General features: G+C 55.5%; 13 protein-coding genes. 11 read left to right on the forward strand and 2 right to left on the reverse strand.

Annotation, left to right across the window (positions count from 1 at the left end; genetic code table 11):
• Positions 1-33 precede the first annotated feature (33 nt).
• The 8 genes from RA157_RS07960 to RA157_RS07995 all read left to right on the forward strand — a co-directional run bounded on the left by RA157_RS07960 (position 34) and on the right by RA157_RS07995 (position 12,197).
• Entirely contained in the window at positions 34-3,501 is a 3,468-nt protein-coding gene (locus RA157_RS07960) for an indolepyruvate ferredoxin oxidoreductase family protein (protein WP_350335929.1), read from the forward strand.
• A 229-nt stretch (positions 3,502-3,730) separates the two neighbouring features.
• Positions 3,731-5,713 carry an AMP-dependent synthetase/ligase gene (locus RA157_RS07965; protein ID WP_350335930.1) on the forward strand — a complete coding sequence of 661 codons (1,983 nt, stop codon included), beginning with the start codon at positions 3,731-3,733 and terminating at the stop codon, positions 5,711-5,713.
• Complete coding sequence (locus tag RA157_RS07970; RefSeq protein WP_350335931.1) at positions 5,710-6,531, forward strand: ABC transporter ATP-binding protein; 822 nt, start codon at positions 5,710-5,712, stop codon at positions 6,529-6,531. The genes RA157_RS07965 and RA157_RS07970 overlap by 4 nt, the downstream gene beginning before the upstream one ends.
• 15 nt (positions 6,532-6,546) lie before the next feature.
• On the forward strand, positions 6,547-7,506 hold the full coding sequence (locus RA157_RS07975; RefSeq protein WP_350335932.1) for a branched-chain amino acid ABC transporter permease: 960 nt from the start codon (positions 6,547-6,549) through the stop codon (positions 7,504-7,506).
• Between the two features lie 15 nt (positions 7,507-7,521).
• Positions 7,522-8,598: a branched-chain amino acid ABC transporter permease gene (locus RA157_RS07980; protein ID WP_350335933.1), complete on the forward strand. Its 1,077-nt coding sequence runs from the start codon at positions 7,522-7,524 to the stop codon at positions 8,596-8,598.
• Positions 8,599-8,669: 71 nt separating this feature from the next.
• Entirely contained in the window at positions 8,670-9,974 is a 1,305-nt protein-coding gene (locus RA157_RS07985) for an ABC transporter substrate-binding protein (RefSeq protein WP_350335934.1), read from the forward strand.
• A 95-nt stretch (positions 9,975-10,069) separates the two neighbouring features.
• Positions 10,070-10,906 carry an ABC transporter ATP-binding protein gene (locus RA157_RS07990; protein ID WP_350335935.1) on the forward strand — a complete coding sequence of 279 codons (837 nt, stop codon included), beginning with the start codon at positions 10,070-10,072 and terminating at the stop codon, positions 10,904-10,906.
• Between the two features lie 58 nt (positions 10,907-10,964).
• A complete protein-coding gene (locus RA157_RS07995; RefSeq protein WP_350335936.1) occupies positions 10,965-12,197 on the forward strand; it encodes a phenylacetate--CoA ligase family protein in 1,233 nt (410 codons plus the stop codon).
• Positions 12,198-12,213: 16 nt separating this feature from the next.
• Here the strand turns inward: RA157_RS07995 and RA157_RS08000 are convergent, their stop codons facing one another.
• Positions 12,214-12,783 (reverse strand): response regulator, encoded by a 570-nt coding sequence (locus RA157_RS08000; RefSeq protein ID WP_350335937.1) that lies wholly within the window; start codon positions 12,781-12,783, stop codon positions 12,214-12,216.
• Between the two features lie 321 nt (positions 12,784-13,104).
• Here RA157_RS08000 and hemH point away from each other — a divergent pair, with 321 nt between their 5' ends.
• The 3 genes from hemH to RA157_RS08015 all read left to right on the forward strand — a co-directional run bounded on the left by hemH (position 13,105) and on the right by RA157_RS08015 (position 15,767).
• On the forward strand, positions 13,105-14,133 hold the full coding sequence (hemH, locus tag RA157_RS08005; protein ID WP_350335938.1) for a ferrochelatase: 1,029 nt from the start codon (positions 13,105-13,107) through the stop codon (positions 14,131-14,133).
• A 199-nt stretch (positions 14,134-14,332) separates the two neighbouring features.
• The gene (locus tag RA157_RS08010) at positions 14,333-15,313 is read left to right on the forward strand and encodes an SPFH domain-containing protein (RefSeq protein ID WP_350335939.1); all 981 of its coding nucleotides are present in this window, start codon (positions 14,333-14,335) and stop codon (positions 15,311-15,313) included.
• 4 nt (positions 15,314-15,317) lie between these two features.
• Positions 15,318-15,767 (forward strand): NfeD family protein, encoded by a 450-nt coding sequence (locus RA157_RS08015; protein WP_350335940.1) that lies wholly within the window; start codon positions 15,318-15,320, stop codon positions 15,765-15,767.
• A gap of 4 nt (positions 15,768-15,771) precedes the next feature.
• On the opposite strand, the gene RA157_RS08020 is transcribed toward RA157_RS08015, so the two are convergent.
• On the reverse strand, positions 15,772-16,629 hold the full coding sequence (locus RA157_RS08020) for a flagellar motor protein MotB (RefSeq protein WP_350335941.1): 858 nt from the start codon (positions 16,627-16,629) through the stop codon (positions 15,772-15,774).
• Positions 16,630-16,634: the final 5 nt, after the last annotated feature.

Raw genomic sequence — 16,634 nt, forward strand, 5'->3', positions numbered from 1 at the left:
GAGAGGGTGGGCTGATGTCATTCGGGAGGGCATATGCAGCTTCGTTCTGTCCGGTTGTCGGACAAGTATGATCTGGATACATCGCCGGTTTTTATTTCCGGCACGCAGGCAATTGTCCGGCTTCTTCTGATGCAGAAAGCCAGAGATCGGGCCAATGGGCTGAATACGGCCGGTTATGTAACCGGTTATCGAGGCTCTCCCCTTGGTGGCCTTGATCAGCAATTGTGGAATGCCGAAATCCAGCTGACGGCTGCCGATATTCTGTTCCAGCCGGGAATCAACGAAGATCTGGCTGCCACTGCCCTCTGGGGCGCCCAGCAGGCCGAACTGCGTGGTGAGGGGCGGTTTGATGGTGTGTTCGGGCTTTGGTACGGCAAGGGGCCGGGAGCAGACCGGTCCGGTGATGCTTTCCGGCATGCCAATCTGGCAGGCACATCAGCCAATGGTGGCGTCATTGCCCTGATGGGGGATGACCATACCTGTGAATCATCCACCACGGCCCATCAATCTGAATTTGCTTTTGTTGATGCCATGATGCCGGTCCTGAACCCGTCAGGGGTGCAGGAGATTATCGATTATGGCCTGCTCGGCTGGGAGTTGTCCCGCTATGCAGGGGTCTGGGCAGGGATCAAATGCGTCAAGGACAATGTGGAATCAACCGCCTCCATTGATGGTGTGTTTGATCGGCTGACCGTTTCCCTGCCAGAACGGAAGGGTGCTGAAGAGTGCAATATCCGGCTGGGTGCGACACCGCTTGAGCAGGAGGCGCGCCTGCATGAGGTCAAGCTTCCGGCAGCCATGGCCTTTGTTTTGGCCAATGGTCTCAACCGGGTCACCTGGTCTGGCGGCATGCGCCCGCGCCTCGGGATTGCAGCGGCCGGGAAATCCTATCTGGATGTGCTGCAGGCGCTGGATACTCTTGGCATTGATGAGGTGCGAGGTGCTCATTTCGGTATTCGCCTGTTCAAGATCGGCTGTACCTGGCCGCTTGAGCCAACAGGCGTAGAGCGGTTCGCCTTCGGTCTGCAGAGCCTTGTGGTGGTTGAGGAAAAACGCAGCCTGATTGAGGGGCAGATGAAGGATATCCTCTATGGGCGTCCCCATCAGCCACGTCTTGTGGGCAAAAAGGACAGCCATGGCAACTGGCTGTTTCCATCAAAGGGCGCGCTTGATTCCAACCGGATTGCCATCGCCATCGGTGAGGAACTTCTGGCAATCGAACCGGATGATGATCTGGCGGATCGTGTAGCCCGGCTGAAGGTGATGGAAGAGCGGGCGGGGAGTGCAATCGAGATCGCCACGCGTCGGCCTTATTTCTGCGCGGGCTGCCCTCATAATGCGTCAACGGTCATTCCTGATGGGACGCGCGCCTATGCCGGGATTGGCTGTCACTACATGGTTCAGTGGATGGATCGGAATACTGAAGGCTATACCCAGATGGGCGGTGAGGGGGCCAACTGGATTGGCGAGGCTCCGTTTTCCACACGCTCTCATGTTTTCCAGAATATCGGCGACGGGACCTATAACCATTCCGGATCCATGGCGATCAGGGCCGCTGCGGCATCGGGCGTCAATATCACCTACAAAATTCTCTACAATGATGCGGTCGCGATGACCGGCGGGCAGAAGAATGACGGTGACCTGACGGTGTTCGATATCGCAGCCCAGGTCACCGCCGAAGGTGCTCGCAAGGTTGCGGTCGTCAGTGAAGATCCGGGCCGCTACCCGAGATCCACGGCCTGGCCGCGAGGGGTGGGGATTCATCACCGGGACCGGTTGAATGAGGTGCAGAAGGATCTGGCCCGTACACGGGGTCTGTCAGTTCTGATTTTTGACCAGACTTGTGCGGCGGAAAAGCGCCGTCGTCGCAAGCGCAAACAAATGGTTGACCCGAATCGCAGGCTGTTCATCAATCATCGGGTCTGTGAGGGCTGTGGTGATTGCGGAACCCAGTCCAACTGTGTTGCTGTGGTGCCAAAGCAGACAGTTTTTGGCCGTAAGCGGGAGATTGATCAGTCTGCCTGCAACAAGGACTTTTCCTGTCAGAAAGGCTTCTGCCCGAGTTTTGTAACGGTTAGTGGCGGTATATTGCGCAAGGGAGCTCCGCAAAAAGATGCCTATGAGCTGCTGCGGCAACCGGTGCCGGAACCGGAGCTTCCCGAGCTGGACAGGAATTACGGTATTGTCGTAACCGGCGTTGGCGGGACGGGTATCGTCACCATCGGTGCTATTATCGGCATGGCGGCTCATCTGGAAAACAAGGGATGCGGTATCATCGATATGGCAGGCCTTGCTCAGAAAGGCGGACCCGTCGCAAGCCATATCCGGCTGGCTCCGAACCGGGACGGGATCAAGGCCATCCGTATTGCTGCGGGTGGGGCTGACCTGGTTCTCGGTGGCGATATTGTCGTCGCCGGGTCAAGCAAGGTGTTGTCCGCCATCCGCCAGAACGAGACCGTCGTGGTCGCCAATACCCATGAGATCATGCCGGGGGATTTCACCCGCAACGCCGATTTTTCCTTGCCGAGCCGCCGCCTGCAGCAGGCACTCGATAAGGCTGCAGGCAAAGGCAGGGCAAAATTTGTCAATGCGCAGGCAGCAGCGCGCCGTCTCTTTGGGGATACGATGGCGGCCAATATGTTGCTGCTGGGGTTTGCCTGGCAGTCAGGTGGTCTGCCGATCAGCCGTGAGGCGCTCTATCAGGCGATTAAGCTGAATGGCGTCAATGTGGATACCAATCTGGATGCCTTTCGTGCCGGTCGTGTTCTGGCCCACAATCCGGATGTTTTAAACGAGCATGATACGGATACAGACACGAGCACAGGCACGGGGACTTCAAAGCCGCAGACGTTTGATGAGCTTGTGGAATATTTCGCGGATGAACTGAAAGCCTATCAGGGGCATGCCTATGCCCGCCGTTATACCCGGCTTGTGGAAAAAATCCGGCAGGCTGAGAGCGGCATCGGGGAAGAGACAGCGGTGACTGAAGCTGTTGCCCGCAATCTCTTCCAGGTGATGGCCTATAAGGATGAATATGAAGTGGCGCGACTGTTTCTGTCGGCTGAGTTCATGGCTGATTTGAAAGCGCAATTCGAAAGCTGGAGCAGTCTGACATTCCACTTGTCGCCACCGCTTTTTGCCCGTCATGACCCAAAGACCGGGCGTCCGGAAAAGAAAGCCTATGGCGGCTGGGTTCGGACTGTTTTCCGTCTTTTGCGTCTTCTGCGTCCGCTGCGCGGAACGCCGCTTGATCCATTCGGTTATTCCAGCGACCGGCGGGCAGACCGTGCACTGCTCAGGCGCTATCAGAGAACGGTTGAACACCTTGCAGAAACACTCACGGCTGACCATTGGATGACGGCGCTGACACTTGCGCGAATGCCTGAGCGTATTCGTGGTTTTGGCCCTGTCCGGGCTGAAGCCCAGAAGAAAGCCTGTGCCGAGTGGGATCGTCTGATGGAAGAATATCAGAACGATGAGCGCCAGATTGCAGCTGAATAGAACCAGATCAGATTGTCTGTCATCAAGCTGTTTCTGCGCAACTCTCAGATACCACAAGGCAATTATCTGAATTGACTGGCAGGATTCTACCACCCCTAAACTTATGTCTAGGGCTCCTGGTGCAATAAACTCGCTTTAAGGGGTTGAAATACTGATGTGATCCTGTGCTAGCTTCTTACCGGGAGAAAAAAGACTCCGGGTAAAACCGTGAGTCAGGGAGGAGCAGTAGATGGAAGGTGCGCGTTCACCGGCCAGCGATGCGCTGGATACATTTCCGAAACTGTTGATCAGGAATGCGCGTATTCGCGGCTCCAGGCCAGCGGTTCGCGAGAAATATCTCGGGATCTGGCAGACCTGGACCTGGGGAGAGGTTCTGGAGGAGGTCAGAATCTATTCCCTCGGTCTGAAACAGCTTGGTGTTCAGTCTGGCGAGAAGGTGGCCATTGTCGGCTCCAACCGGCCGCGATTGTACTGGACCTTCGCAGCCGTTCAGACTCTTGGTGCTGTTCCGGTTCCTGTCTATGCTGATTCGGTTGCTGAAGAGATGGCCTATGTGCTGGAGCACGCCGAGGCTCGTATAGCCATTGTCGAAAATCAGGAACAGACTGACAAGGTTCAGTCTATTGCGGAAACTGTGACCTGCCTCGAGCAGGTTGTCTATGATGATCCGCGTGGTTTGCGAGATTATGACCATTCTGCCCTTCACAGCATTGACCAGGTTCAGGAGCTGGGTCGTGCCGCAATGGCCGAGGACACCTCTGCGGTTGAGAACTGGCTGGACGGGATCAACAGAGCCTGTGGTTCCGACCTGAGCGTGATGCTGTATACCTCCGGCACAACAGGGCGTCCCAAGGGTGTGATGCTGTCCTATGACAATCTGCTGATTTCGGCCCGCAATGCCTGTGAAATGGACCAGATGACAGATGCGGATGAGGCAGTAGCCTATCTGCCTCTTGCCTGGGTGGGAGATCACGTTTTCTCCTATGGGCAGTCCTACTGGTCCGGATTCTGCGTTGCCTGTCCGGAAAGTGCGGAAACCCTGATGCACGATCTGAGGGAGATCGGCCCCAGCTTCTTCTTTGCACCGCCGCGTACCTTTGAGACCCTGCTCACCAATATTATGATCCGCATGGAGGATGCAGGTCGGCTGAAAAAGGCCATGTTTGACACCTTCCTGAAGGTGGCGGACCGGGTTGGCGAGGATATCCTCAACGGCAAGCCGACAGGACTTGCGGACCGCCTGCTTTACAAGCTCGGTGACATGCTGGTCTATGGACCACTTAAGGATGCTCTTGGGTTCTCGAAAGTACGGATAGGCTATACGGCCGGTGAAGCAATCGGGCCGGAGATTTTCCGCTTTTACCGCTCTCTTGGCATCAATCTCAAACAGCTTTACGGCCAGACGGAAGCCTCCGTTTACGTAACCGTGCAGCCTGATGGCGAGATTTTCTCAGATACAGTGGGTAAGCCCGCCCAGGACGTTGAGATCCGCATTGCGGATAATGGCGAGGTGCACTATCGCAGCCCCGGGGTCTTTGTCGGTTATTTCAAGAATGATGACGCCACACGGGATACCAAGACCGAAGACGGCTGGGTGCTGACGGGTGATGCCGGTTTCATCGACAATCGCGGCCACCTGAAGATTATCGATCGGGCCAAGGATGTGGGCAAGTTCAATGACGGGGCCATGTTCGCGCCCAAATATGTCGAGAACAAACTGAAGTTCTTCCCCAATGTGAAAGAAGTGGTGGCGTTTGGCAGCGACCGCGATTTCTGTACCTGTTTTGTCAATATCGACCTGACCGCAGTGGGGAACTGGGCAGAGCGGAACAACATCCCCTATGCGTCCTATCAGGAACTGGCGGCCCACCCGGATGTCTACAAGACTATTGAGGAGCATGTGGCCCAGGTGAATGCGGATCTGGCCAGAGAACCGATGATGGCACAGAGCCAGATTCACCGGTTCCTCGTTCTGCATAAGGAGCTTGATGCGGATGATGGTGAGCTGACCCGGACCCAGAAGGTGCGCCGCAAGTTCATTACGGAACGTTATGGTGAGCTGATTGAAGCGCTCTATGACGGGTCTGCTGAGAAGTATATTTCAACAGAGGTGACCTTTGAGGACGGACGCAAAGGGCAATTGGCCGCCACCGTTGAAATCCGGGATGTAACCACCTTCCCTGTAGAGGCCGGGCAGGAGGCTGCGGAATGACCATGCATATGACAGCGGACAGCACGGCGACCGGGACCTCATCTGCATCGGAAACCCTGCTGAACGTGGAAAACGTCTCCCTCAGTTTTGGTGGCGTGAAGGCGATTTCGGACATCTCGTTTGATGTCTACAAAGGCGAGATCAGAGCCATTATCGGCCCCAACGGGGCTGGCAAGACCTCGATGCTCAATGTGATCAATGGTTTCTACCACCCGCAGGAGGGAACCATTACCTTCCGCGGGCAGGTGCGCAACAACATGCGAGCCGATCAGGCCGTGGGGCAGGGCATTGCCCGCACATTCCAGAATGTGGCTCTTTTCAAGGGCATGTCGACGCTGGATAACATCATGGCCGGTCGCAACTACATGATGAAGGCCGGGTTCTTCTGGCAGTGTCTTTATTGGGGCAGGGCTCAGCAGGAGGAAATCGAACACCGTCGCAAGGTGGAGGAGATCATCGATTTTCTCGAAATCCAGCATATCCGGCGTACTCCGGTGGGGCGTTTGCCCTATGGTCTGCAGAAGCGGGTTGAGCTTGCCCGGGCGCTGGCCATGGAGCCGGATCTTCTTTTGCTTGATGAACCCATGGCGGGCATGAACCTTGAAGAAAAAGAAGACATGTCCCGCTACATCCTGGATGTGAACCAGCAATATGGCACCACCATTGCTCTGATTGAGCATGACATGGGGGTGGTGATGGACCTGTCGGACCGGGTGGTCGTTCTGGATTACGGACGCAAGATTGCGGATGGAATCCCTGAGGACGTGCAGGCCAATCAGGACGTGATCGACGCCTATCTTGGCGTTTCACACGATTAAGGGCGGGGAGAGATTATGGATACGCTTTACACAGTTTTTGTCGACCCGTTCGTGCAAATGGCCGCAGCGCCAGACTTTCTGATGCAGGTGCTCTGGGAAGGGCTGGTCTCGGGTGTTCTGTATGCGCTGATTGCTCTTGGCTTCGTGCTGATTTTCAAGTCATCGCGCATCTTCAACTTTGCCCAGGGCATCATGGTGGTGTTTGCCGCCCTCACACTTGTGGGGCTGCACGAGAATGGTGTTCCGGCCTGGGCCGCGGTCCCGCTGACACTGCTTGTTATGTATTGCCTTGCCTTTGGCATTGAACGGGTGGTCCTCAGGCCTCTGATCAACCAGCCGGATATTGTTCTGTTCATGGCGACAATCGGTGTCACCCTGTTCCTGATCGGTTTTGGTGAATTCGTCTTTGGCGGCGAAAACAAGGTGATGATTACCGAGCAGCTCGGCATTCCCGTCGGCAGTCTGGAATTTGAGCCGTTTGGCGGTTTCCTGCTGATTGAGGAGAAAGATGTGACAGCTGTTGCGCTAGCCATTCTGCTGGTGGTGGGGCTGCTGACCTTCCTCAACAAGTCATCCATGGGCCGCGCCATTCGCGCTCTTGGAGATGACCATCAGGCGGCCCTGTCAGTGGGGATTTCCCTCTCGACCATCTGGGTTCTGGTCTGGTTCATCGCTGGGGTCATTGCCCTGGTGACCGGCATTGTCTGGGGAGCCAGGGCCGGTGTGTCCTTCGCCCTGGAAGTAATTGCATACAAGGCATTGCCGGTTCTGATGCTTGGCGGCCTTGAATCCGTCAGTGGCGCCATTATCGGCGGTCTGGCTATCGGCATTCTGGAAAAGCTGTTCGAGATCTATTGGGGACAGCCGTTCCTCGGTGGCAATACGGAGACCTGGTTTGCCTTTATCTTCGCGCTGATTGTTCTGCTGTTCCGGCCACAGGGCCTGTTCGGCGAGAAGATCATCGAGCGTATCTGATCGGAGAGACGGAACATGTTTTACAGAACCGCCGGTCAGTTCAAAACGACCTATTCTGCCGATCAGGCACTCTATCCCATCCGGCAGGATGCGATCCTTCTTGGCATTGTGCTGGCCGTTGCCTATGTCATCCTGCCAATGGTGGCGAGCGAATTTGCCTTCCGGGCGCTTCTGGTGCCGGTGCTGATCTATGCGCTTGCGGCGCTGGGGCTAAATATCCTCACGGGCTTTGCCGGGCAATTGTCTCTGGGGACAGGAGCCTTCATGGGCGTTGGGGCCTATGCCTGCTACAAGCTCACGACAATTTTCCCCGAGATGAACATTGTGATCGCGCTGTTTCTGTCCGGTTTCTTTTCCGCGGCAGTTGGCGTTGCTTTCGGCCTGCCATCTCTCAGAATCAAAGGGTTCTACCTGGCGATTGCCACGCTGGCGGCCCAGTTCTTTCTGGTCTGGCTGTTTGAGAAAGCGGGCTGGCTCTACAATTACAATGCGTCGGGAGCTATTGAGGTGCGCACGCTGGACCTGTTTGGCCTCACTGTCACAGGGCCGACGGCCACACCTGTCACCCAGTATTATTTCGTGCTGGTCACCGTAACCGTCATTACGCTTTTGACGATCAATCTCACCCGTGGCCGCTATGGCCGCACCTGGAAAGCGGTGCGTGATATGGATATCGCAGCCGAGCTGGTGGGGATTAATCTGATGCGGGCCAAGCTCACGGCTTTTGCCGTCAGCTCCTATATTGTCGGTATCGCCGGTGCGCTTCTGGTGTTCTTCTTCAAGGGGGCTGCCGAGCCGAACCTGTTTGATATCGAGCTGAGCTTTCTGATCCTGTTCATCGCAATCATCGGCGGATTGGGCAGTATTCTCGGCAATTTTCTCGGGGCCATTCTGATTGTAGCGCTGCCTGTCATCCTGAATGTTATTCCGGATGCGCTTGGCATCCCGGTAAGCTCGGCCACATTCGAGCATATCAATGACATGATCATCGGTGCACTGATTGTAACCATTTTGATTGTTGAGCCGCACGGACTGGCAAGGTTCTGGGCGGTCATCAGGGAGAAATTGATAATCTGGCCGTTCCCGCACTAGATCGCACCTGCGATCAGGCAGGGTTTGGAGGACCCTTGCGGCTGGACATAACCACGACGGAGGAGAAAAGAATGAGAAGACGAAACTGGATTGCGCTTGCAGCCGGGATAGCCGCCTCGACGGTTGTCGCGACAACGGCTGTGCAGGCCGAAGAGCTTTACATTCCGAACCTGTCCTATCGGACGGGACCGTTTGCAGCGACGGGCACTCCGTTGATGAACGGTCAGCGCGACTATATCGAGATGCTGAACAGCCGCGATGGTGGCGTCAATGGCGTCAAGCTCGGCTATGATGAATGTGAGACCGGCTACAACACCAATAAGGGTGTTGAGTGTTATGAAAAAACCAAGGGCAAGGCGATTGTGACCCAGCCCTGGTCCACCGGCATTACCCTTCAGGTCCTGCCGCGCACCAATGTGGACAAGATCCCCATTCTTGCTCCAGGCTACGGTTTCTCACCCATGTCTGATGGCAGTGTGTTCCAGTGGGGCTTTAACCCGCCAGCGTCCTATTGGGATGCGGCATCCATGATCCTGAAGCATATTTCAGGCGGTGATCTCGACAGCCTCAAGGGTCAGAAGGTGGCACTTCTTCACCTGGATCACCCGTATGGCAAGGAACCTCTGCCGCTCCTCAGTGCCATGTCGGAAAAACACGGCTTCAAGCTGTTGCCTATCCCGGTTGGTCTGAAGGAAATGCAGAACCAGTCGGCCCAGTGGCTGCAGATCCGTCGTGAGCGCCCGGACTGGGTGATCATGTGGGGCTGGGGTGCCATGAATACCGGTGCCTTGACCGAAGCCGTTAAGACCCGCTTCCCGATGGAGAAATTCGTCGGCGTCTGGTGGTCCGGTCATGACAACGACATGCGTGTGGTTGGCGACAAGGGTAAGGGTTACAAGTCCATCAGCTGGAATGTGCCTGGTGATTACCCGGTCATGGCAGATGTCAAGAAACACGTGATTGATGCCGGGAAATCGCTTCTGGCAGACCCTGCTGATGCCAATACGGTCTTCTATCAGCGTGGACTGGTGATCTCGATGATCCTGGTGGAAGGCATCAAAGCAGCCCAGGCTCATTTCGATTCCAAGATCATCAATGCCGAACAGCTCCGCTGGGGTCTTGAGAACCTCAATGTTGATGAGGCCAAGCTGAAAGAGCTGGGCATGGGTGGCATGACCGTGCCGTTCTCCACGTCCTGCAGCAATCACACCGGCCATGGCGGTGGCTGGATGCTTGAATGGGACGGCACGAAATTCGTTCAGGCCAGTGATCATCTCACGCCTGATCGTGCAGCCATTGAGCCTCTGGAAGCTGCCAAGGCCAAGGAATATGCCGAAAACAACAAGCCTTGGCCTGTGACGGCCTGTAATGGCTGACAGGTGACGCAACGGACAGGCCCGCAGACACTTGCGGGCCTGTCCAACTCTAAGAATGCCGAGCTGTTTAAGTGATTGCCTGAAAGGATGCCCTGATGACAGATCAGATCGACACCGCGGACGCGCAAACTGCGCCCATTCTGTCGGTGAACAATATCGAGGTCATCTATGATCATGTCATTCTGGTCCTGAAAGGTGTTTCCCTGACAGTACCGAAAGGTGGCATTGTGGCGCTTCTGGGCGCAAATGGTGCAGGCAAGACCACGACCCTGAAAGCGATTTCCAATCTGCTCGGTGCAGAACGCGGTGATGTGACCAAAGGGTCAATCGTCTTCAAGGATCAGGAAATCCAGGCGCTTAATCCGAACGAGCTGGTCCGGCGCGGCTGTATTCAGGTGATGGAAGGCCGGCATTGCTTTGGCCATCTGTCGGTTGAGGAAAACCTTTTGACCGGTGCTTATACGCGAAAGGATGGCAGCGCTGCGATCAAGCGTGATCTGGAACTGGTCTATGATTATTTCCCGCGCCTCAAGGTGCGCCGGTCATCCCAAGCTGGATACACATCCGGCGGTGAGCAGCAGATGTGTGCCATTGGGCGCGCACTGATGTCGAAGCCCGACATGATCCTGCTGGATGAACCCTCCATGGGTCTGGCACCACAGCTTGTTGAGGAGATCTTCGAGATCGTCCGCAAGCTGAATGAGCAGGAAGGGGTGTCGTTCCTTCTGGCGGAGCAGAATACCAATGTGGCCCTGAAATATGCCAAATATGGCTACATTCTCGAAAGCGGTCGCGTGGTGATGGATGGCGAAGCATCCGCCCTGCGTGAGAATGAGGATGTGAAAGAATTCTATCTCGGTGTTGGTGGTGAAGGGCGTAAATCCTTCAAGAATGTTAAACACTACAAGCGCCGCAAGCGGTGGCTTGCCTGACGCCCTTCTTCAGGTGTGCTGTTTCATTTGTTTCTCTATTTCTGAGTAGGCCAGACTGATGACTGATCATTATGACGCCCTTGAAACCCGGTCTTCAGACGAGCGGGATACTGATCTCATGGCGCGCTTGCCCGATCTCATCAGGCAGGCGATTGAGAAGGCAGAGGGCTGGCGCAGCAGGTTTGCGGATGTCGATGTTGACGAGTTGACAACCAGAGAAGCCCTGGCCCGGCTTCCGGTTTTGCGGAAGACAGATCTCATGCAGGCCCAGACCGAGAACGCACCATTTGGTGGTCTGGTGACATCGGGTGTTGAAGGGTTCGAGCGGATTTTCCTGTCCCCGGGACCTGTCTGGGAGCCTCAGGCACGGGGAGACGATCAGTGGCGCGGTGCACGGGCACTTTTTGCTGCGGGCTTTCGTCCGGGCGATGTGGTCCACAACGCCTTTTCTTATCATATGACCCCTGGCGGTTTTATTCTTGATACCGCAGCACGAGGCCTTGGCTGTGCTGTTTTCCCGGCAGGTGTCGGCAATACAGAACAACAGATTGATGCCATCGCTGCCTTACGGCCAACCGGGTATACGGGAACACCGGACTATCTGAAGATCCTTCTTGATCAGGCCGATGAGGCCGGAAAGGATGCATCGTCCATCTCAAAGGCTCTCGTATCAGGCGGCGCATTATTCCCGTCTCTCCGGGCTGAATATGAAGAGCGTGGCGTCTCCACGTCACAATGCTATGCCACCGCTGACCTGGGCGTTATCGCTTATGAGAGTAGCGCGCGCGACGGCATGATCGTCAATGAAGATTTTATTGTGGAAATTGTCCGGCCCGGAACCGGCGATCTGTGTACACCGGGAGAGGTCGGCGAACTGGTCGTGACCAACTTCAATCCGGTCTACCCGTTGATTCGGTTCGGGACTGGTGACCTGACCGCGATCCTGCCCGGTGAAAGTCCGTGTGGCCGGACCAATACCCGGATCAAGGGCTGGATGGGGCGCGCTGACCAGCGGACCAAGATCAAGGGTATGTTTGTCGATCCGGCACAGGTCGATCAACTGGTTAAGCGTAATCCCGGTCTCCTGAAAGCACGGCTTATCGTCTCGCGGCAGGGTGAACAGGATGCGGTGAGGCTCAAGGCTGTGACGGACGGATCGCTTCAGTCTGACGATCTGGTTCGATCTTTCCAGGACATCACCAAGCTGCGAGCAGAGGTCGATCTGATCTCTGCCGATGACCTGCCCAATGATGGCAAGGTCATCTCGGACGAGCGTGACTATCAGGTGTGAGCAGCGAGTTTTGATTCTAGAGAAGAAGAATGGTTTCTTCTTCTTGCGGCTCGGGCCGTTCGGGTCTCACTTTGGGGGGCGATGGTGCCTGGCTGGCTGGTCCATAGTTCGGCGCTGCGCTTGGCATTGGCGGCAGGGTTACGTAGGACTTCCGGCGTTTTGCCGGAGGAGTCAGCAGTGCGAACTGGTTCTCAAGCGCATAGGCTAAACGCTGACGGAGCAATTCTGCCGAAAATGGCTTGCAGAGGACCCCGTTTGCTCCAAGTCTGGCGGCACGGATAACGTTTTTCTTGTTGGCTTCGGCAGTTGCCACAAGAACAGGGATATATTTCAGCTCCGGAGATCCTTCAGACCGCAGGGAAACAAGAAATTCATCCCCTGACAGGCCCGGCATAACCCAGTCCAGAATAACGAAATCGGGCACACGGTCACGCACCAGCATCAGACCGGTTTCAGCGCTTTCCGCTTCAATAACGCGAGTAATCCCGATCATGGCCAGAAGGTTGCGCATGATCGACCGCGAAAAGCGGCTGTCATCAACAACAAGCGCACGCATCTCAGACCATTTATCGTCTTTTTGTGTCATTCTTGATCCGTCAGCTACCCAGCTCATATGCGGTCGGGAATGCCCCTTTCCCGATAAAATCAGTAGCTCCAACCTAGTGAGGAAAGTCTTTATATTTATCTATTTGCATGCGTAAAGACGCCTCCCCACCCCTTTTCAGAAGTGCCACAGGGTTAATTTTCTTCTAACAGGGGCAGACGCGTCTCCATAAAGCGATCCTGATGCCTGTTCTCTCCGTATTTATAGGCCTGAACCCTGGTCTATAGCCTAGACTTTTCCCACCGACGCCCTATGTTTCAGACAATCGAGCCCTCAATGATTTTCCAACCCAAGGCACCTTCAATGCAGCATACGCTTCCTGGCGGCCACCCCGATGTAAACTATGGCAAAATCGGAGTGTTGCTGATCAATCTGGGAACACCGGATGCGACCGATTACTGGTCCATGCGCCGTTATCTGAAAGAGTTTCTGTCTGACCGGCGGGTCATTGAAGCGCCGCGCCTTGTCTGGTGGTTTGTGCTGAACGGCATCATTCTCACCACCCGTCCGAGCAAGTCCGGTGAGGCGTATGATGAAATCTGGAACAAGGATCTGGATGAATCGCCCTTGCGTACCATCACCCGCTCACAGGCAGAAAAGCTTACAGCTGACATGGCTGGTGTCGATGAGCGGATTGTTGTGGATTGGGGGATGCGGTACGGCAATCCGTCTATCAAGTCCCGTCTGGAAGCTCTGCAGAAACAGGGATGTGAGCGTATCCTTCTGATGCCGCTCTATCCGCAGTATAGTGCAGCCACAACGGGCACCGCCAACGACAAGGCGTTTGAAGCCCTGATGCAGATGCGCTGGCAGCCGGCTGTGCGGACATTGCCACCTTATCATGATCATCCGTCATATATCGAGGCACTGGCCGTCTCGCTTGAGAAGGGCGTTGCTGCGCTGGATTTTGAGCCCGAAGTCATTCTGACAAGCTATCACGGTCTGCCGAAAAGCTATTTTGACAAGGGTGACCCCTATCACTGCCATTGCTACAAGACGACCCGTCTGTTGCGTGAACGGCTTGGCTGGTCGGAAGACTTCCTGCGGGTGACATTCCAGTCGCGCTTCGGCAAGGAAGAATGGCTTCAGCCCTATACAGATGAAACGGTGATGGCGCTGGCAAAATCCGGTGTCAAACGCATGGCCGTCATCACGCCTGGTTTCTCGGCTGATTGTGTTGAGACTCTTGAGGAAATCGCCGGTGAGAATGCCGAATATTTCCACGAGAACGGCGGTGAACAATTCGCGGCTATCCCCTGCCTCAATGACAGTGAGGAAGGTATGGCTGTTATCCGGGATCTCGCGCTGAACGAACTGAAGGGCTGGCTTTAGAGATTCTCTTAAACTGGCGAAAACTCTATTTCAGGCTCCCTGGGGATTTCCGGGCTATTAATCGCGTATTTCGTGCAGAAATGCGCGACGTGTCCGCCTGTGTCCTGTAGGCTCCTGTTTAGGGGCATGAGCAATGAGTCTTGACCCTAATGCGACTCAAATGAATTGATCTGACCCGTGGGGCTTGTGAGGCAGAGCTATGATTGTTGACGGTTTTACGATTTTTGTCGGTGTTGTTGTCCTGGTCGCCATTTTCATCCTGATGGCTGGCGTCAAGATGGTGAATCAGGGTTACAACTACACGGTGGAACGGTTCGGGCGGTATACGCGAACCCTTCAGCCTGGTCTGAACCTGATCGTGCCCTTTGTGGATACGATTGGGGCCAAGATGAATGTAATGGAACAGGTCCTTGATGTTCCGAGCCAGGAAGTCATTACCCGTGATAACGCGACAGTCACTGTTGATGGAGTGACCTTCTTCCAGGTTCTGGAAGCGCAGAAGGCCGCTTATGAAGTCAGTGGCCTCGAAAATGCTATCCTCAATCTCACCATGACCAACATTCGTACCGTAATGGGGTCCATGGACCTGGATCAGCTTCTGTCCAATCGTGACGAGATCAACGCCCGCCTTCTGCAGGTGGTTGATGCGGCAGCATCCCCTTGGGGTATCAAGATCACCCGAATTGAGATCAAGGACATTGTTCCACCACGTGATCTGGTGGATGCCATGGCCCGGCAGATGAAGGCCGAGCGAGAGAAACGCGCCAGTATCCTTGAGGCAGAAGGTGAACGGCAGTCGGAAATTCTGAAGGCTGAAGGACAGAAACAGTCGCAGATCCTGGAAGCGGAAGGCCGTAAGGAGGCCGCATTCCGGGATGCTGAAGCCCGTGAACGTGCCGCAGAAGCCGAAGCAAAAGCCACTGAAATGGTCAGCAAGGCGATTGCTGAGGGAGATGTGCAGGCGGTGAACTACTTTGTAGCCAACCGCTATGTGGATGCCTTTGGCAAGTTTGCCACATCGCCTAATCAGAAGACCCTGATCCTGCCGATGGAATCCTCATCAATCATCGGCGCGCTTGGCGGTATCGCCGAGATTGCCAGGGATGCGTTTGACGAGGACAAGAAAGCGGCTCGTCGGGCACGCGGATCCGTTCCAACTGCTGGCAATGGTGAGAGCTGACGCCATGATGACGATACTGGACAGTCTCGGCCACTGGAGCTGGTTTATTCTTGGTGCAGTCCTTCTCGGGCTTGAGATCGTTGCTCCGGGGGCATTCCTGCTCTGGTTTGGGCTCAGCGCAGTCCTGACAGGAGCTCTGGCCCTTGTCATTCCGATGAGCTGGCAGATTCAGGCCCTTGTTTTCGTGGTGCTTGCCATTGTGTCGGCAATTGCCGGGCGCCGGTTCTATGCCGGAAAATCCGAAGAGAGTGATGATCCGCTTCTCAATCAGCGATCCGCCCGTTTTATCGGGCGGTCCTTTGTCCTTGATGAAGCGATCAGCAGCGGCACAGGCCGTGTCCGGATAGATGACACTTACTGGCGTGTTTCAGGGCCTGATTGCGGGGAGGGAACCCGGGTCAAGGTCACTGGCTCTGACGGAGCTGTTCTTACAGTAGAACCGGAAACCGCATGATCCTCTATAAACGGTGATCCAGAGGAAGCGGTGGTGCCTCTGCCATCAGAAGAATGCTGATCCGACGGTTCGCTGTCAGATAGGGATCATTAGGGAACAGCGGTTCCGTGTCTGATTTGCCGACCACTGAGTGAAACCGGTCCGGCATGACGCCAAACTCGGTGAGAATGCGACGCGTGGCATTGGCCCGGTCAGCGGACAGCTCCCAGGACGTGTAACTGGGATTGCCGTTCTGGGCTCCTGCTGTGGTGTGGCCTGTAATCAGGATGCGGTTCGGCATACTGGCCATCACCGGAGCCATCTTGGCAAGCAGGCGACGGGTCGTCTCATAAGGGAATTTTGACCCTTCCGGGAACATCGACCGGCCATCCTGATCAATCAGCTGGATATTCAGACCGTCTTCGTTCTCCTCGACGATGATCTGTTTGGACAGTTCCGTGATTTCCGGCAGTTCCTGCCAGGCCTGCCGAAGAGATGCCGCAGCTGTTGCAAACATGCGCGGACGCTCGATTTCTGTCTTCTCGATATCGTGTGTGTTCGCCTCAGGTCCCTGCTTGGTCTTCTGATTATGGCGGTCCTGGGCAAAGTCGGAATCATTTTCCTTCGGCTCAATGGCCACCGACTTGACGAAATCCCTGACTGGTGCGCCCTCGATCTCGATCATGCCGGCCTTGCGGGCGACTTCCTTCACACCGAAGGCTTCCTTCATGGAACCGGCAACGACCTGCAGCTTTTCCTTGTCCTGAATGGAGAAGGAGATGATCAGAACGAAGAAGCAGACGAGAAGAGACATCAGATCGGCAAAAGTCACGAGCCAATCCGGTGCGCCGCCTCCGCCTTCAGGTGCTTTTTTCTTCGCCATTGAAC

Source organism: Coralliovum pocilloporae (genome assembly GCF_030845175.1).
Classification (GTDB): domain Bacteria; phylum Pseudomonadota; class Alphaproteobacteria; order Rhizobiales; family Cohaesibacteraceae; genus Coralliovum; species Coralliovum pocilloporae.